The organism is Sphingobacterium sp. B29 (assembly GCF_001952815.1).
In the GTDB taxonomy this organism is placed as follows: domain Bacteria; phylum Bacteroidota; class Bacteroidia; order Sphingobacteriales; family Sphingobacteriaceae; genus Sphingobacterium; species Sphingobacterium siyangense.
Genome location: NZ_CP019158.1, coordinates 3,573,127 through 3,592,251, shown reverse-complemented (window position 1 = coordinate 3,592,251; position 19,125 = coordinate 3,573,127). Strand labels below are relative to the sequence as shown.

Sequence of the window (19,125 nt, the reverse complement as noted above, 5' to 3'; positions counted from 1 at the left end):
GAAACGGTGGTTAAAGTAAAGTTTATTTTAACCACCTTTTTTTACTTTGTATAGTCTCTATTTTAGTCTATTTTTTAGATTCTTCAGCCCTTGATCGAAATCTTTGTTCATATTCATAAATAAGTTCATAAAGTTCCATGGATAGGGCGATTTTCCTGAAATCCCCCAAGTCACCGACGTTTGATTAGGCGAGATCTCTTTTAAGATGAAATAACCCTTGGCTGGTTCACCCATGCCGAAATCGAGGGATGTTTCGATCGTTTCGCCATCGACTATTTTTGTAATAGTCTGTGAACCTTTACCAACTTTCTTACCATACCAGCTGGATTTATAGCCAACTTGACCATCTACACCCTGTTCAGTTTTTTTCATTTGGGGATCTGAGAGTTGCCATACACCAAAGTTATCTTGGTTCTTAAGCATTTTTACATAGTTGAACACTTCCTGCTTTGGCTTATCGATCGTGATCTCACTTTGGGCCGAGAAGTCTTTACTGACGAAGATCGCTGTAATTAATGGGATAGCGATGATGATCGCTAAAACAATGAGGATTTTTTTTATAATTTTCATAATCATGTATTTATATAGGTTTTCCTAATAAAGATAAATGATAATTGGGATTTTAACAGGAAAATAAAAGGAAATTATTTGTAAATGAAAAAGCCTTGTCCAATATTGGACAAGGCTTTTTTGCGAAAGCGCCTAAAACTACTTTAATAGTTCCAAATGCGTGCTGATGCCAATTCTATTCCACGCATTTATGGTAATAATTGCCATAATAATTTGTGCAATCTCCTTTTCTTCAAATATTTCTTTTGCTTTTTGAAAAGTGCTTTCTGTCAATCCCTTTTGATGTATCAATGTGATCTCTTCTGTCATCTCCAACAATATCTGTTCTTCCTTGGTGAATAGATCCGTTTCCCGCCAGGCATTTAATAAAAATATCCGTTGTGGAGTTTCACCATACTTCAGTGCATCCTTCGTGTGCATATCTAAGCAAAAGGCGCAGCCATTGATCTGTGAAGCACGTATTTTTATGAGTTCCTTCTGAATAGGATTTAAAAAAATATCGTTGAGATATGTTTCCAATCCCATCATCGCCTTATAGGCGGTTGCATCTACTTTTGCAATATTAAATCGTGTGGTCATTGTTTTAAATTTTGATAAGACAAAGTTGCATCAAACATTCAATACAAAAGTTAAACTGGTTTAAGAACGGAGATTTTACCGATGAATACAATCCTGTATGCAATTGACAAACAAATAGATCTGACTAGGCTGATACAATCAGGTAATAGTTGTCGGGGTCACGTAGAATAAATTGATCCTTCAAAGAATTCTCATTGTAATGTATATCTTTCTCTATGACTGCATTTAGCAAAGTAGCGTTTTCGAAAATTTGCTTTAAATTGTCTACTCTAAAGAATAATATGAATCCATTCCCTGCATGTATTTGATTCCGCATAGTAGGGTGATCATGTTCACCCCATTTGTGTAAACAAAGAATAACAGTTCCGTTATCCGTGAGAATTTCAAATGTTTCTCCTCCATGTTGACTCGCACAGCCTAAAAGCTTTTGGTAGAATTGTGAGCTTTTGGGAACGTTATCCACTGCGATGATTGGTTCTGTCCGTATCATGTTATAGTTAACTAGAATTTACTAAGGTTAATAAAAGAGGCTTAGTGATTTCTCTTTCACTAAATCTAATATCATGCGATAAGCGGCTACCGAGTTACCGTGTTGATCCAAGGCTGGACTATAGGCCCCTATACCCATTTTATTCGGTATACTTACCGCGATTCCACCACCCACGCCCGATTTACTTGGAAGTCCCACAGTTCTGGCATATTCGCCGCTAAATTCGTACATACCTGCAATGAGCATTTGCGATTGAACTAGCTGAGATAGACTTGGATTATTGTATTGCTTATTTCCGTCATAACGCACGCAGTGATTGGCAAAAAAGAAACCTATTTTAGCTAGATCCTCTGCGGTTATCTCAATTGAGCACTGTTTAAAATAATTATTTAGTTTATCTTCACCTTCACCATCAATGAGTCCATTGTTGCGCATCAGATAGAACATACCTCTGTTTCGATTTCCAGTCTCCCGTTCCGAATTATATACGGATTTACTATACTCAATCTTTTCATTATTTGTTATAAAACGAATCATATTGAGTATTTTAAGAAAAGGTTCCTCACCTGTTCCTTTAATAAGCGATGTCGTTAAAATGGCACCAGCGTTCATCATTGGATTGAGCGGTTTACCCGATGTTTCCAAATTCGCAAAATGATTGAAAGGTTTGTCTGTACCAAAGTACCCCATTTTATCAAAAATATTTCGTTCTCCGTTTTCCAATACAGCGACCATTAATGAAACAATTTTTGAAATACTCTGAATTGTAAATCTTTGTTGCACATCTCCGATACTAACGATTGTTCCATCACTATTTACAACCGAAAGAGCGATGGACGATGCGTTGGCTTTACCCAATTCCGGAATATAATCGGCTACTTTACCTTCTTTGAACGACTGTCTATTTTTATCCAATATTTTATCCAATAATGCTTTATCAATAATTGCGGTTTTAGCATCCTGCTGATTTTGAATGCCATTTTGAGCAAAGGCTACAGGAATTGATCCACAACATATCAAGCCTATAACACAGGCTACCAACCTAACATTTTTTCTCATTTTTTAATTATTTGTTCGTTCCAAAGATAGGGAACAGTGTATTAAAAAGAAAAGAGGTGCTAAATAGATAACATTTTAGCACCTCTTCCTAGTAGGTCATCCCTTAGGCTGCATTTGGAGCTGGATCAACATTCCAACCGGAAAGTATACCGCCATAGAAAAAGAAGGTGACGTAAAAATTCTTTTTGCTCACTTTATCAGTAACCAGGTATTTTTGAGTCACATCATATGCATCTATTTTTTTATATTTTGATAATGCTATCGGGCTCGCAGCAGGGTTTTCTGAACGGACCAAATCTTGTATCTTTTGGTTGATTAATTTCATAATTCCTTCTTTTTTGAAGGGATTATTTTCGATTTTCACGTGCGCCAAGCGTGTTAAAGTTCCATTATTTTGAGCTTTTCTCGCTTTCGCAGCAGCTGTATAGGTTCTGAATTTTTCCTTGATTTGAGGATCTTTTAGGCTATGGATGGTAAAAATAGAAATTCCCTGCGCACCATTATTTAGCGCTTCATCCATATCGGTAAATATTTCCTCATTATTTTTAGCCATCAACCCACAGTATAAGGTCGTATTTGCACCTTTGTCGCGCACATTTTCTAAGGTACAATCGCTAATAAAGCTTGGATCTTCTGTATAAAAATTGCTGTACACCATCGGAAAAACAACATCTAAATTCCACTTACCCCAATCTTGCCGTACCATACGTGAAGCCATTTTGGGGGTCGGGAAAGGGGATGCCGCCATTGTTTTGCCATGAGAATGAACAATTTCTGCAATCATATTGGCGATATCTGTTATCTGATCGCAACGAAATTGGCGCCATTTGAGATCTTTCGATGGATCTTTTTGTGCACGAGGGTCATAGCCATATTGTTTTTTAAATTTTTCTATAGCAATGGGATGGTATCCGTAATCCCAAGCGGGATACTCGCGATCTTGGACAATATTGTATTTAGGCCAAAGGGTTGTGGGGAGGACAACATCCACATAACGGTTGTAGTCAATAGAGATACCCTCCAATCCCTCAACTTCACAATAGGATTCAATTTTCTTTTTGATGTATTCTTTTACTCCTGGTACTACAGGCGATAAAAACTTATAATAACCAACGTATGCAGTGGTATCTGCGAGACTTTTTCCGTTGCGATTGACGCTGAACCAATCTGGATGTTCTTTGAGTATTTTATCTCTATCATGTTCCAGGTTCATCGTCCAAAGCCAGGCGATAACTTGAATGCCATATTTTTTTGCAATGGGAATCGCTACACGATACTCATCTGGACTAGCAGCATTTAACATCACGCCATCGATCCCCAGATAGTTCATCTCACGGCAAATAGAATCAAAGTTTGTTTTGGCGTTGTAATCTAGCCAGGTCCAAAACATAGCGGGTTTTTCTTTGTCTTTGGCGTGAACGCTTGATACTGAAAAGCTTTGGATTAAAAGGAGCGCAAGGCCAATAAAGCATGTTCTGATTAGTTTTTCTTTCATAATATATTTATCGATTCTAAAATGTATTACATATTTAAATGATGAAGTTTTTTCATGAAGTGCAAAATTCATAAAAAGATCAATCTATAGGTTTTAAATTTAGATTGTATTGAAATTCGCTTGTGAAATTACATAAAAACGTGGAATTTATACCTGATCTTTTTTTAATCAGTTTGATTTTCTTACAGTTATTAAATTTTATTAGAATAACAAAACATTTTTTAAAGCTATGTGTTGATAATACAACATTAGATTTAAACGACAAGATTATTAACAATGAGAAGTGAGCTGGGCTACTGGCTAAGAATAAAATTGTTTAAGTATGAAGAAACGCTACATTCCAATTTCAATTGCATGTTTATTGAGCCATACCTTGGTCAAAGGGCAAGAACCAGGTACTGTACAAGAAAATAAAGTTGATTCTGTGCAACAAAAAAAAAGATGACACGACTTATCCCAAGCTTCAGGTGAAAGGTTTGTTTCAGGCCCGTTACCTTGTTAGTGCGACAAAAGATGTTGATGTCAATGGGCTACATCACAGTGATGGTTCAGGTACGGATAACAATTTTATGGTGAAATATATGCGGGTACAGATGCGCGCTCAAATTAGTAAGCGTACTGAAGTTGCCGTATTAGCTAACCTTGCAGATTTCAAAAGTGATCCCAAAACAAAAGTGCTCGAAAATGCCTACTTGAAATATACATTTAGTCCCAAATTGGCAATCACAGTGGGCCAATTTCGTCCTTGGTTTGGCATCGAGGAAACTTATCCTATTGACATCATCAAATCTTTGGACTGGTCGAACCAGTATCTTGAATTCGGTAAATTAGGTTGGGCAAGTTTTCAAATCGGGGTTGCTGCGACAGGCGAGACTACGCTAGGCGATATGCCCTTTAGTTATTCCCTATCTGTGGTGAATGGGAACGGGAAGAATCAAGTTGTTGATAACGATAATGGTAAGCAATATGCCACTCGTCTGGTTTTTGGACTTTCAAAGAAGTACGGTGTTAATTTAGGACTTAATGGTGGCGTTGGCGATGTGATGAAGAAACAGGTACATGCATTGGGGGTAGATCTAACTGGTAATGTCAGTTTTGGCAAACGATGGAATCTTGATATGCAACTGGAAGCAAAGCAGGCGATCAATCATAACCTGTATTATTCTTTGGAAGAAAGTGCGCGGACATCCAAGTTGAGTGACTATCTGGTCCGCGGCATCTACTTTCTACCGAACTTAAGGTATGAAGTAAATTATTTCAATTTAAGCGCTTTCGAGCTATCTTGTCGATATGAATACATTGATCCTAATTATAAACTCAATGCAAATGCGCGTCAAACATATACGCCGATGTTTGGTTTGGAATTTTTAAAAAATTATGGTGCAAGGATACAGTTGGGACTTCAATTGGACCGATATAAAAAGCAGACAGAGAATACCAGCGAATTCAACAAAAATTTATTTATTGTTCAAGTACAAAGTCGATTCTAATCTATTAAACTACGTTTATCATGAAAGAAATCAGTATTAAAAATGTTGCCATTACTTTTCTAGTAGCACTCATTTTATGGTTTATCCCAATACCGAAAGGCGTCAGTCCGGAAGCTTGGCATTTATTTGCAATTTTCGCTGCAACCATTCTTGGGATTATTTTAAAAGCAGCTCCTATGGGTACCATGTGTATGATGGCCATCGCGTTTACGGCCCTGACACAAGTATTAGCCCCTGGAGATGCGGGTAAGTCGATTACTAAAGCTTTGACGGGTTTCGGAGATAAGGTAATTTGGTTGATTGGTATCTCCTTTTTCATTGCCCGGGGTTTTATTAAAACAGGACTGGGAAATCGAATTGCCTTTCTTTTTATTCGAGTTTTTGGAAAGAGTTCATTAGGACTTGCTTATGGATTGGGCTTGGCGGATGTTTGTTTGGCTCCGGCTATTCCCAGTAATACAGCCCGAGGGGGAGGGATTATTTATCCCATCATGAAATCGATGGCAATTAGTTTTGATTCTGTTCCAGATAAGCCAGAGACACATCGAAAATTGGGATCCTATCTAACTTTAAATAGTTATTATATGAATCTAATTGCTTCTTCGATGTTTTTGACGGGAACGGCCAGTAATCCAATGTGTCAAAAATTTGCTGCGAACCTAGGAATTGATATTACCTGGATGTCCTGGGCGATTGCTGGATTTATACCCGGTATTGTCGCATTTTTTGTAGTACCGCTTGTTCTTTATAAGTTATATCCACCTGAATTGAAAAAAACAGGTGATGCACCTAAGATGGCGGCGCAGAAATTAAAAGAGATGGGACCAATTTCCAGGAATGAATGGTTAATGCTTTTGGCGTTCTTTATCTTATTGGCATTATGGATTTTTGGTGGTTCTTTTTCAATTGATGCTACAACCACAGCCTTCATCGGTTTGACACTACTTTTACTGACCTCTGTATTGACCTGGGAGGATGTTAAAGCCGAAAAAGGAGCATGGGATACGATTGTTTGGTTTGCTGTTTTGGTTATGATGGCCAGTTCCTTAAATGAGCTTGGCTTTATCGGCTGGTTTAGCGACCTGATCAAAGTACAGATTGGTGATTTAAGTTGGCAAATAGCCTTTCCGGTAATCATTCTTGTTTATTTCTTTAGTCACTACATTTTTGCGAGTGCTACCGCCCATGTTGCGGCTATGTATGCGGCCTTGTTGGGGGTTGGTGTTTCTTTGGGTATTCCGCCAATGTTGCTTGCAATGATGCTTGGATTCTTGGGCTCTATCTATGGTGTTTTGACACATTATGGCCACGGCCCTGCACCGGTATTTTTTGGAAGCGGATATGTCGATTTAAAATCATGGTGGCTGCGTGGACTGGAAATTGGTATCGTGTTATTGGTGATTTATATGGGCGTTGGTGGATTGTGGATGAAGGTTATAGGCTATTATTAAAATTAAGATCTTATTATGTTATCTACATTGTCAAAGAAGATGCTTATGTGTCTGACGGGTTTATTTTTAGCGTTCTTTTTACTGATTCACTTTCTAGGGAACTTACAGCTATTCTTACCGCAGGAACAAGCACATCTACAATTTAATGCCTACTCCCATTTTTTGGCAGGCAATATCTTGATCAAAATTATTTCTTACGTACTCTATGCCAGCATTATTTTGCATGCGTTGGACGGATTGATCATCACCGTAAAGAATAAAAAGACCGGTGCCCACTATGTTTCAGATCATCGGGGAAGAGCAAGTAAGTGGTATTCGCGCAATATGGGGATTTTAGGGACCCTGATCCTCATTTTTTTAGTTATCCATTTCCAGAATTTTTGGTACGTGTACAAATTTGGCGCTCCTCCACTTGATGAACGCGGTAACAAGGATTTATATGTACTTGTAATCGAGGTTTTTCAGCAATGGTGGTATGTTCTTATTTACGTTTTATCGATGGTTGCCTTGTGTTATCATCTTATTCATGGGATTCATAGTGCGATTCGAACTTTAGGCTTATTCCATCCCAAATTTGTTAAATGGTTTAAGATTATTGGTATCAGCTATTCGGTCATCATCAGCATTGGTTTTGCTTTGATGCCTATTTATATATTTTTTACAGTTAAATAAGGGGGAGAAGTTATGACATTAAATTCAAAAATACCGGATGGACCATTGGATCAAAAATGGACCCGTTATAAAAAGACTGCCAAGCTTGTTAATCCTGCAAATCGTAAAAAACTGGATGTTATCGTTATCGGAACCGGACTGGCAGGTAGCTCCATCGCGGCTTCTCTTGGGGAGATGGGATACCAGGTAAAATCCTTCTGCTTTCAGGATAGTCCGAGAAGGGCACATTCTGTGGCTGCTCAAGGAGGTGTAAATGCCGCAAAAAATTATAAAAATGACGGGGACAGTGTTTATCGTATGTTTGTTGATACGCTAAAGGGCGGTGATTTTCGTGCCCGTGAGGCCAACGTCTATCGTATGGCCGAATGTTCGCTCAATTTAATCGACCAGGCAGTTGCACAGGGTGTTCCTTTCGGTCGTGAATATGGAGGCTATCTGAATAATCGATCTTTTGGAGGTGTACAGGTAAGTCGTACATTCTATGCGAGAGGTCAAACTGGACAGCAGCTTCTTTTGGGAGCGTATCAGGCACTTATGCGTCAGGTCGGCAAAGGTGCCGTACAGCTTTTCTCCAGACATGAAATGCTCGACATCGTCGTAATAGATGGAAAGGCCCGAGGCGTTATTGTTCGAAATCTTGATACAGGGGAGCTTGAACGACACGCTGCACATACCGTTATATTGGCAACCGGAGGGTATGGTAAAATTTATTATCTATCGACACTAGCAATGGGCTGTAATGGCTCTGCCATTTGGCGGGCACACAAGAAGGGGGCATTAATGGCCTCCCCGAGCTGGATTCAGATTCATCCAACTTCGTTGCCGCAGTCCGGCGATTATCAGTCTAAATTAACACTAATGTCAGAGTCGTTACGTAATGACGGAAGGATTTGGGTTCCTTTGAAAGAAGATGAGAAGCGGGAACCAAACGCTATTCCTGAGGAAGAGAGAGATTACTATTTAGAACGTCGTTATCCGGCATTTGGTAATCTTGCTCCAAGGGACATTTCATCTCGAGCGGCCAAAGAACGGATTGATGCTGGCTTTGGGATTGGTCCACTTAAAAATGCTGTTTACCTTGATTTTGCGAAAGCTATTAGAGAACAGGGGAAACAAAAAATACAAGAGAAATATGGTAATCTGTTCGATATGTATGAAAAGATCACGGGATATGATGCTTATAAAGAACCGATGATGATTTCACCTTCCGCGCATTTTTCAATGGGGGGATTATGGATAGATTATGAGCTGATGACAAGCCTGCCGGGCTTATTTGCGTTAGGTGAAGCTAATTTTGCAGATCACGGTGCAAATAGATTGGGTGCCAATTCTTTACTCCAAGCCTCTGTGGATGGTTATTTTATTGCGCCCTATACGATTGCAAATTATTTGGCAAACGATATTCACACGGGAAAAATTTCTACAGACCATATTGAGTTTGAACGTGCAGAGGTAGGTGTTCGTGCACAAATTGATCGATTTTTAAAGATTAAAGGCAGTAAAACCGTGGATTATTTTCATAAAACACTGGGTAAAATACTCTATGACTATTGTGGGCTCGCGCGTAATGAGAAAGGCCTCCGTCATGCTATTGTGGAGATTAATAGGTTGAAGCAAGAGTTTTATAAAGATGTTATTGTTAGTGGTGAAGCCAATACCTTAAATACGGAACTGGAAAAAGCTGGACGTGTAGCCGATTACTTTGAAATTGGAGAATTGATGTGTTATGATGCGTTGACGCGGAACGAATCCTGTGGGGCACATTTCCGGGAGGAATATCAGACTGCAGATGGGGAGGCATTACGGAATGACGCTGAATACCAGTTTATTTCCGCTTGGGCCTGGAAGGGAGAGGGGCAAGAACCTGAGCTAATTCGGGAACCATTAATTTTTGAAGAGATACAACCAACTGTAAGGAGCTATAAATAAATAGAACGATTATGGATTTACACCTTAAAATATGGCGGCAAAAAGATCGCAACGCTACAGGAAAATTAGTTACTTACACCTTAACAGATCTCAATCCACATATGTCGTTTTTGGAGATGTTGGATACCCTGAATGAACAGCTTATTACGCATGGAGACGACCCTGTAGAGTTTGACCATGATTGTCGTGAAGGGATCTGTGGGCAATGCGGTATGATGATCAATGGCATTGCACATGGACCTCTTAAGCATACAACCACCTGTCAGCTACATTTACGTTCATTTAAAGATAATGATACGATTCTTATCGAACCTTTTCGATCAGCAGCATTTCAGGTTAAAAAGGATTTGAAAGTGGACCGTTCGGCATTTGACCGAATTATTTCTTCTGGGGGATTTGTATCCATCAATACTGGTCAAGCCCCAGACGCGACAGTGATTCCTATTTCTCATGAGTTAGCTGAGTCAGCATTTGACTCAGCGGCCTGTATTGGCTGTGGTGCTTGTGTTGCAACGTGTAAAAATGGTAGTGCAGCACTATTTACCTCCGCAAAGATTACCCATATGGCTTTGCTTCCACAGGGAAAAGAAGAGCGCAGTGAACGCGTTTTAAATATGGTGAAACAAATGGATTTGGAGTCATTTGGTCACTGCACGAATACAGAAGCCTGCGAGGTGGAGTGCCCACAAGGTATATCAGTTTTGAATATAGCGCGCATGAATTTTGAATATAACAAAGCACTATTTTTCAAAAAGAAATAGAGACCAACTGTCGAAAAAAGTGGCACGATTGTTTCTTATATCGGATTTATAATAAAAACTGAAGCCATAAAAAGAGGTGTACGGGATTGTTGAAGGTTACTAACCTTATCCCTGAAAGTAGGGATTTGTAAGATTTTATGGTTAATAAATAGGTTTTTGTAGTAATTTTGAAAAAAGAAATTCATTAAAGTTATAGCGATTGATATGAAGTGTAGTAGGTTGTTTGTGGTACTTTTCATTTGTAGTACAATGTTTAGTGTAACCGCATGTAAGGATTTTTCAAACAAAGTCTTGGGAAAAGGCGAGCTGAAAGACACACTTACGGAAAAATTGGTTGTCAAGGAAAAAATACCACATTTGTTAAATAGGTGGGATTCACTTCAGAAAAATCAGATTCAATTTACAGTAGATAGCTTGCATCCTGTTCCGATCAAACAACAAAAACGTGAACTTAAGGATTCCCTGCGGAAAGCATTTGATACGTATCCAAAACATATCTACCTTACTTTCGATGACGGACCATTGATTGGTAGTGCCTTTATTGATTCTATAGCGAAAGAAAAAAACATTAAAGTGAGTGTATTCTTGATTGGTAAGCACGCTAATATGAGCAAAGGGCGGAAACGCGATCTTGCCCGTTATGAATCCAATCCGCTTATAGCCTGTTATAATCATAGCTATACACATGCAAACAATCAGTATTCTCGATTTTATAATAACCCCCAAAATGCATTTGCTGATTTTGAAAAGAATGAAAAAGATCTCAATCTAAAACATAAGATCGTTCGACTTCCGGGCAGGAATATCTGGATATATGATGATGTTCGTAAGATCGACCTGAAGAATGGATCCAGCACCGCCGATCTATTGCATAAGAACGGATATACAATTTATGGTTGGGATGTCGAGTGGCGGCTTAATAGCATCACTGGTGCACCAATACAAAGCCAGGAGTCTACTTTGTCACACATTCGGAATTACATGAACAATAAAAGCTCAATGGTGCCTAATAATGTTGTTTTCTTGATGCATGATGATATGTTTCAAACGCAAAAGGGACAGCAGGAGTTGTCTTCTTTAATAGATGCATTGAAAAAAGATGGTTATCAGTTTGAATTTATGCAAGACTATCCGATTAAATATTAAATAGAATTGTTAATTAGCATCAAATCATAATGAAGAGTTTGGTTTATGAAATAACACCAAACTCTTCTGGATAATGGACAGTGCCCTGTATACCTTTTAAGGAATTGTCTGTCAGTTCTTTTATCATACAATTTTCATCAGGAACATCAAATGGAAATTTTATACCATAGACTGATGCAGGTACATATCCAAATTTAGGATAATAGTCTGCATGTCCGAGCACAACTACCGATCCAAAACCCAATTTTTTTGCAATCTGATGGGCGCCAAGAATTAATTTTCCGCCAATTCCTTTTCCTTGAAACAGAGGCAGCACAGCGACAGGAGCCAAGGCAAGAGAATCGAAAACTTTTTGATTCTCTTTATCAATAATCTGCACCTTTGTCAGGAGGATGTAGCCTAATATTTCTCCCTCAACCTCTGCTACCATGGACAGTTGTGGTATAAATTCCGCTCTCTTTCTCAGTTTTTCTACTAGAATGTGCTCTTGATGATCGCTATAATGTTCGTTTTCAAAAGCGAGTCGGATCAGTTCGAATACAATAGTTGGATCACTTGACTTTTCTTGCCTGATTTTTATGTGCATAGTTTTGTTCGTAGATATAACTATTTCTTTGCTATTAATAGATCCGTATTGAGCTCCATTGTTTGTACACACATAGTTGTTTTAAAACAATCAATTATAGATCTAATTATAAGGAATAAAGATGCATATTATTATTTAAAAAATTGATAATATACTTTCGATTTACTAGAGTATACTTTTCTGTCGGAAATTTCTTTTAAAGACGAGCAGTTAGCGTTTTTGTACAAGGTATCATCCTAATAAGGTTGTTTTATACCTGATCGAAAAATAAGGCGAACCATTTTTATTTTTGCAAACTATTTATTTTCAGCTTATTAAAGTTAAAGTGTTAAATAGTGTAAAATTAACACTTGCTTTGTATATTTATTTTCGTATTTTCATGTTAGATAAACAATTATAAACCACTTCTGATAAGACGCCTAAACCGATATGTCTTTAAGGAGTAAAAAAATAACTAATTAAACACAAAATTTAAACAATTAAACAGTTTTTATGATTAACTGCCATTATTTCTCAAATCAATGGAAGAGAGCGTTTTGGACTGGATCGTTGTGCTCTTTAGTGGCCCTGAGTCCTCAAATCGTTGATGCTGCAACCCTCGCAAGCTATGGAATTCTCTTTCAACAGGAGCAAAGCGTTTCCGGAACTGTACATGATGAAACAGGAATTCCTATTCCTGGAGTAACAGTATCTGTAAATGGAACGAACCTTGTAACAAAAACCGACAGTCAAGGTAAGTACAAGTTGGATAAGGTCCCTATGAATGCGATCATTAATTTTAGGATGGTGGGTAAGCAGTCTATGGATGAATCTGTTAAAGGACGGCATGCGATAGATGTCACGCTTTTGAATTCGGAATCCAATCTCGAAGAAGTCGTTGTTGTTGGTTACGGGAAACAACGTAAGGAAACGGTTACAGGTGCTGTAGCTACTGTCAAGGGAAGTGACCTTGCTCAATCTCCGGCGTTGAACGTTTCCAATGCATTAACAGGACGAGTACCGGGAGTTACAGCGACCAATGGAAGCGCTGAGCCTGGATACGATGGTTCCAATATCAAAATACGGGGTACGAATACATTAGGAAATAGCAGTCCTCTGGTCGTTATCGATGGGGTTCCTGCACGGGAAGGCGGAATCGACCGGATCAATCCCCGCGATATAGAAAATATCTCGGTTTTAAAGGATGCATCCGCTGCTATTTATGGTGCCCGGGCAGCAAATGGGGTTATCCTTGTGACGACAAGAAGAGGAAAGACAGGAAAGCCTCAGTTTTCTTATACTTTTAATCAGGGATATTCTCAGCCGACTGTAATACCTAAATTGACCAATGCAGCTCAATTTGCTGAGATCCGTAATGAGTTGGAGATTTATAACCTACCTGTTGAAGAATGGTCTGCGGCTTACACCGCTATCAATGATAAAGGTAGTTACAATAAGCAGGGGGGCGGAGTATTAGATGCGCCATTTAAACCGGAAGATATCCAAAAGTTCAAGGATGGATCAGATCCTTGGGGACATCCGAATACGGACTGGTATAAGGCAACTTTAAAAGACTGGTCCCCTCAACAACGGCATAACTTGCAAATTAATGGTGGTACCGAGGATGTAAAGTATCTCATGTCTCTGGGGTATCAAAATCAAGATGCCTATTATAAGAACTCGGCTACAGGATATAAACAATATGATTTAAGGATTAATCTAGATGCTAATATCAGCCAGTATATCAAAACACAATTTGGTGTTTTAGGAAGACAGGAAAATCGGAATTTCCCTACTAAGAGTGCTGGTACTGTCTTTAGGATGTTGATGCGGGGAAATCCGACACAACCAGCAATTTGGCCCAATGGAATGCCAGGACCAGATATCGAAAATGGCGAAAATCCGGTGGTAATTACCACTAATGCGACAGGCTACGATCACGATAAACGCTACTATTTTCAAACAAATGGGCAGGTTGAGATTACAAATCCATGGATAGATGGCCTTAAATTAACATTGAATGCCTCTGTTGACAAATATGTAAAAAATCAAAAAACATGGGTTACACCCTGGACATTATATTCTTGGCAAGGGGCCTATGAAGCGGATGGTACTACACCACAACTGGTTCCGGGAAGACGCGGTCCTGCCGACCCAAATTTAAATCAAAGTAATGAAGATCAGCTAAATATCTTGCTTGGAGGGATCTTGAGCTTTGACCGAAAATTTGGTGACCATCAAGTGAATGCTATTGCTGGTATCAACAGAGAAACAATCGATAATGATAAATTTAGTGCATATCGTCGCTATTTTCTTTCAAATGCCATCGATTATCTTTTCGCGGGTGGAGAACAGGAAAAAAATAATGACGGATCTGCATGGAAAAGAGCAAGGTTAAATTACTTTGGTCGATTCGGCTATAATTACAAAAGTAAATACATCGCGGAATTTCTGTGGCGTTATGACGGCTCGTATATGTTCCCTGAAAGTGAAAGATTTGGATTTTTCCCAGGTGCTATGGCGGGCTGGGTCGTATCGGAAGAAAATTTCTGGAAGGAAAATGTACCTGTAATTAATTATTTCAAGATACGTGCCTCCTATGGCCAGATGGGGAATGACAACATCTATTATGATGACAAGTTACAAGAATATCAGTATTTTTCAACCTATTCTTTTGGAACCTATATCGTCAACGATAAACTAGCTAAGACTCTTTATGAAAGCCGCGTTCCTAACGAAATGATTACTTGGGAGGTCGCCAATAATTATAATCTTGGATTTGATTTTCAGTTTTTGCAAGGAAAGTTAAATTTCGAGTTTGACATCTTTAAAAATCGTCGCAATTCTATTCTATGGCGGAAAAATGCTTCCATACCGCAAAGTACAGGGATGACATTGCCAGCAGAAAATATTGGTAAAGTGGATAATAAGGGCTGGGAGTTTAATTTAGGTTACCGTGGTAAAGTGGGAGATTTGGGCTATACTGTAGGTGTCAATGGTGGTTATGCGAAAAACAAAATTATCTTCTGGGATGAAGCTCCTGGCGCGCCAGCATGGCAACAAAGCACAGGTAAACCTATCAAAACGGATATTTATTATGTTTATGATGGCGTATTCCGTGACATGGAAGACATTGCCAACAATAAGTTGGATTACAGCGCCATTACAAAAACTTTACGTCCAGGAGACATGAAGTATCAAGATTTCAATGGTGATGGAAAAATAACACCAGATGATAAAGTTAGACGTGACAAAAATAGTGATCCTACGTTCCAGGGCGGGTTCAATTTTAGCTTAACTTATAAAGACTTTGATCTATCGGTACTATTTCAGGGAGCTACAGGTGGAGAGATACGTGTAGGCACGGATGAATCGGGTTCTATCGGAAATTTTGTAGAAGAGTTCTACGATAAACGCTGGAGCATTAGTAACCCGAGCAGTGTATACCCCCGTTTGACAGATCGTGGTAATCAATATTATTCCTATAACAACACCTATTGGATGCGCAGTACAGATTATCTAAGGTTGAAAAACGTAGAATTGGGGTATAATTTAGCCTCAAGTATTTGTAGCAAAATTGGTATTGGTTCATTACGTCTCTATGCAAATGGGATGAACCTCATTACTTGGAGTAAGATAAAAATGTACGATCCAGAAGCTGTGAATGCGTTGGGCCAATATTATCCGCAGGCGAGATTGATTAATGTCGGCGCATTATTATCGTTCTAACCAGCTGTTATCGCAAGAACTTAACTAAGAAAAAAAAAATGAAAAAAATTAAGAATATATCACTTATACTATTTGTACTTTCTGCTTCATTACAAGCTTGTAATGACGATTTTGTAAGTACAAAGCCACTCAGTGAAGTGCCACAGGAGATTGTTTGGTCGGATGCTGGGTTGTCTGAGGCTTTCGTGACAGAAATCTATAACGGCTTTGGAGTAGGAGGCTTTTATGAACAGGAAATGGCGTCCATGACAGATGAGGCTTTATTTACACACCCTAATCGCGGGATAAATACTGTCACCGAATCTCGATCAAATCCAGCTGATCAAGGCTATATAATGGATACTTATGAATATGGACGTATGTATACGCGTATACGGGCAACAAATATCGCCATTGCTAATTTAAGCTCACCCAAGTTTGACAAAGCAAAGGCTGACAAGCTTTTAGGCGAGGCGTATTTCCTACGTGGGTATTATTATCAACAGCTGTTACGTTTTTATGGAGGTATACCGATTGATAATAAGATCTATACATTGAATGATAAAGACTATATGGTGCCAAGAAACAGCTATGAGGAGTGTGTCAATGCGATCGTGAAAGATCTCGATAGTGCAGCTCTTTTGCTAAAGGGTATTTCATCGGCAAAGGGACGTGCAAATGAAACCGCTGTATTGGCCTTAAAGTCAAGAGTGCTATTATATGCTGCCAGTGACCTCCATGATGGAAGTAAAGCAAAAGCAAAATCTACCTTATTAGCAGCATATAAAAATCCCGAGTATCTAATGTATACCAATGGTAGTCAAATGGAACGCTGGACTAAAGCAAAAACTGCAGCAAAAGCCGTATTGGATCATACAGAATTCGCCTATAAGTTAGACTTGACTCAACCAGCGTCACCTAGTGAGGGAACGGCCAACTATATGGCTGTATCATTAGGAGGGGGTAGTAAGACCGTTGATTTTACAGCTGGAAAAGATATAATTTTAGGTCGATTCTTTATTGATGAAAAAGACGAGCGAGGTGGTTGGGTAGGACGTGACAACGGGCCAAATGGTTATCATAACTGGGCAGGAAATACACCGATTCAGCTATTGGTAGACGACTATGAGACTAGTAATGGCCAAAAATTTGATTGGTCCAATCCTTCTATGGCCGCAAGCCCCTATCAAAACCGCGACCCACGTTTAAAGGCAACGATTTTATATGATGGTGCAGATTGGAAGCCCAGGACAGCAGATGTTGCTGAAAGAGATAAGGCAAATCAAATTCAAACTGGACAATACGAAGTAATTAATGCGAAAGGACAGAAGGTTATTCAATTTGGTCTCGATACAAGAAAGAGTCCAATTGAAGACTGGAATGGTTCGAGGACGGGGTATTATATTCGTAAATTTACAGATCCAGATCCTACAATGGAAGATCAAAATACACGACAACGTATTCCTTGGCCAATGTTTCGCTATACGGAAGCGATATTGAACTATGTAGAAGCATGTATTGAATTAGGGGAAGAGAATGAAGCTAAAATATGGTTAAATAAAATCCGATTCAGAGCAGGAATGCCCGCAATATCCACAAGCGAAACGGGTATGGCATTAAAAGCACGCTATAGAAACGAGCGCCGGATTGAGCTAGCTTACGAAGAACATCGCTTTTTTGACGCTAGGCGTTGGATGATTGCTTCTGAGACATTAGGCAGAAAGGCGAACATTATAAATATCACGGGAACCCTTAAGGCTGGTAAAAATGTGACTCTTTACCAATATAATCCAGAGAATTACACCTATACCTATGCTGTTTCAAATATTGATCCAGGAATTGAAAATAGAAGTTGGGACGACAAAATGTATTTTACCTCTATACACAGAGATGAGATAAATAGAAATACTAAACTAATTCAAAATCCAGGTTATTAATAAGAAAAAGCCCTTCTTTAATAGTAGAAGTTTTTCTTATTAATAACTAGTTTTTCTTTTGACTAATATTAGGTAGTAATCCTGTAACGATTCCAATTAATGGAAGATAAGCGCAGATGTTGAATACATATTCAATTGAAGTGCGATCTGCAAGCCAGCCCAATACAGCCGAACCAATGCCCCCCATGCCAAAGGCAAAACCAAAAAATAAGCCTGCAATCATCCCAACTTTCCCGGGGATAAGCTCTGTCGCATAAACCAAGATAGCAGAAAATGCCGAGGAGATGATCAAACCGATTATAATAGCAAGGACAATGGTTAGTCCAAGTCCTACATGGGGTAATAGTAACGTAAATGGCGCTGCCCCAAGAATTGATACCCAAATTATTAATTTACGTCCGTAATGATCGCCCAAGGGACCACCCAATATAGTGCCAGCGGCAACAGAAGCAAGAAATATAAATAAATAAATCTGAGATTCCTGAACAGAAACATGGAATTTATTGATCAAATAGAAGGTGAAGTAGCTGGTCATTGAAGCCATGTAAAAATATTTGGAAAAAATGAGTATCAATAAAATTACAAGTGCAAAAATTACTTTTGATTTTGACAGATCAGATTTTGAAGCAGCAACGGAAGTTGTTTGTGCCTTAGGCTTGAGGTGTATTTGATACCAATTACCAACATAAGTAAGAATCATAACGGCTACAATGGCCAATACCCCAAACATACCGATGTATTGTTGGCCAAAAGGGATCACAATAAGTGCGACAAGAAGGGGACCTATCGCACCACCAGCATTACCACCGACCTGAAAGATCGACTGGGCGAGACCTTTTTTGCCTCCGGAAGCTAAATGAGCAACTCGAGAAGCTTCAGGATGAAATATAGACGAACCCATCCCAATTAGACTTACAGAAAGGAGAATGTAGATAAAGTTTGACGCAAAAGAAATGCATATCAATCCGGCTAAAGAAAAAAGCATACCGACAGCAAGTGACCGGGGAGTAGGGTTTTTATCTGTATACAAACCTACAAAAGGTTGCAAAATAGAGGCGGTAAGCTGAAAAACCAACGTTATAATACCAATTTGGGTAAAACTAAGGGCATAATTTGACTTTAACATGGGATACACTGCTGGGATGACAGATTGAATCAGGTCATTGAGCAAGTGTGAAAGACTAATCGCAAATAAAATCGGATAGACGGTTTCGGAACTTTTCCAAGATCCACTCGGGTTTAGTGATTGTGTTTTCATAAAGGAAATATTCAT

General features: G+C 38.9%; 15 protein-coding genes. 8 read left to right on the top strand and 7 right to left on the bottom strand.

Annotated elements, in window-relative coordinates; all coding sequences use genetic code 11:
* Positions 1 to 57 precede the first annotated feature (57 nt).
* The 5 genes from BV902_RS15160 to BV902_RS15140 form a co-directional block, all read right to left on the bottom strand.
* Positions 58 to 570: an SRPBCC family protein gene (locus BV902_RS15160; protein ID WP_075994808.1), complete on the bottom strand. Its 513-nt coding sequence runs from the start codon at positions 568 to 570 to the stop codon at positions 58 to 60.
* A 138-nt stretch (positions 571 to 708) separates the two neighbouring features.
* Complete coding sequence (locus BV902_RS15155; RefSeq protein WP_075992656.1) at positions 709 to 1,149, bottom strand: carboxymuconolactone decarboxylase family protein; 441 nt, start codon at positions 1,147 to 1,149, stop codon at positions 709 to 711.
* 124 nt (positions 1,150 to 1,273) lie between these two features.
* Positions 1,274 to 1,639 (bottom strand): VOC family protein, encoded by a 366-nt coding sequence (locus BV902_RS15150; protein ID WP_075992655.1) that lies wholly within the window; start codon positions 1,637 to 1,639, stop codon positions 1,274 to 1,276.
* Between the two features lie 27 nt (positions 1,640 to 1,666).
* Positions 1,667 to 2,698 (bottom strand): glutaminase A, encoded by a 1,032-nt coding sequence (glsA, locus tag BV902_RS15145; RefSeq protein ID WP_075992654.1) that lies wholly within the window; start codon positions 2,696 to 2,698, stop codon positions 1,667 to 1,669.
* A gap of 103 nt (positions 2,699 to 2,801) precedes the next feature.
* Positions 2,802 to 4,193, bottom strand: coding sequence for a hypothetical protein (locus BV902_RS15140; RefSeq protein WP_075994807.1), 1,392 nt, complete (start codon positions 4,191 to 4,193; stop codon positions 2,802 to 2,804).
* A 416-nt stretch (positions 4,194 to 4,609) separates the two neighbouring features.
* Between BV902_RS15140 and BV902_RS15135 the strand changes: the two genes are divergently transcribed.
* From BV902_RS15135 to BV902_RS15110, 6 genes are all read left to right on the top strand, one after another.
* A complete protein-coding gene (locus tag BV902_RS15135; RefSeq protein WP_237241660.1) occupies positions 4,610 to 5,683 on the top strand; it encodes a porin in 1,074 nt (357 codons plus the stop codon).
* A 20-nt stretch (positions 5,684 to 5,703) separates the two neighbouring features.
* Positions 5,704 to 7,134 (top strand): anion permease, encoded by a 1,431-nt coding sequence (locus tag BV902_RS15130; protein ID WP_075992653.1) that lies wholly within the window; start codon positions 5,704 to 5,706, stop codon positions 7,132 to 7,134.
* 15 nt (positions 7,135 to 7,149) lie between these two features.
* Positions 7,150 to 7,806: a succinate dehydrogenase cytochrome b subunit gene (locus BV902_RS15125; RefSeq protein WP_075992652.1), complete on the top strand. Its 657-nt coding sequence runs from the start codon at positions 7,150 to 7,152 to the stop codon at positions 7,804 to 7,806.
* Positions 7,807 to 7,818: 12 nt separating this feature from the next.
* Positions 7,819 to 9,735 (top strand): fumarate reductase/succinate dehydrogenase flavoprotein subunit, encoded by a 1,917-nt coding sequence (locus BV902_RS15120; protein WP_075992651.1) that lies wholly within the window; start codon positions 7,819 to 7,821, stop codon positions 9,733 to 9,735.
* 11 nt (positions 9,736 to 9,746) lie between these two features.
* Positions 9,747 to 10,496: a succinate dehydrogenase/fumarate reductase iron-sulfur subunit gene (locus BV902_RS15115; protein WP_075992650.1), complete on the top strand. Its 750-nt coding sequence runs from the start codon at positions 9,747 to 9,749 to the stop codon at positions 10,494 to 10,496.
* Positions 10,497 to 10,745: 249 nt separating this feature from the next.
* A complete protein-coding gene (locus tag BV902_RS15110; RefSeq protein ID WP_075992649.1) occupies positions 10,746 to 11,642 on the top strand; it encodes a polysaccharide deacetylase family protein in 897 nt (298 codons plus the stop codon).
* A gap of 43 nt (positions 11,643 to 11,685) precedes the next feature.
* Here BV902_RS15110 and BV902_RS15105 read toward each other — a convergent pair whose 3' ends face one another.
* Positions 11,686 to 12,228 carry a GNAT family N-acetyltransferase gene (locus BV902_RS15105; protein ID WP_172840692.1) on the bottom strand — a complete coding sequence of 181 codons (543 nt, stop codon included), beginning with the start codon at positions 12,226 to 12,228 and terminating at the stop codon, positions 11,686 to 11,688.
* A gap of 492 nt (positions 12,229 to 12,720) precedes the next feature.
* Between BV902_RS15105 and BV902_RS15100 the strand changes: the two genes are divergently transcribed.
* Together BV902_RS15100 and BV902_RS15095 are read left to right on the top strand one after the other, a co-directional pair.
* Positions 12,721 to 15,936, top strand: a complete 3,216-nt coding sequence (locus BV902_RS15100) for a SusC/RagA family TonB-linked outer membrane protein (protein ID WP_083663633.1) — start codon at positions 12,721 to 12,723, stop codon at positions 15,934 to 15,936.
* Positions 15,937 to 15,974: 38 nt separating this feature from the next.
* Positions 15,975 to 17,852, top strand: coding sequence for a RagB/SusD family nutrient uptake outer membrane protein (locus BV902_RS15095; RefSeq protein ID WP_075992648.1), 1,878 nt, complete (start codon positions 15,975 to 15,977; stop codon positions 17,850 to 17,852).
* 46 nt (positions 17,853 to 17,898) lie between these two features.
* On the opposite strand, the gene BV902_RS15090 is transcribed toward BV902_RS15095, so the two are convergent.
* Complete coding sequence (locus BV902_RS15090) at positions 17,899 to 19,110, bottom strand: MFS transporter (RefSeq protein WP_075994804.1); 1,212 nt, start codon at positions 19,108 to 19,110, stop codon at positions 17,899 to 17,901.
* Between the last annotated feature and the right edge of the window lie 15 nt (positions 19,111 to 19,125).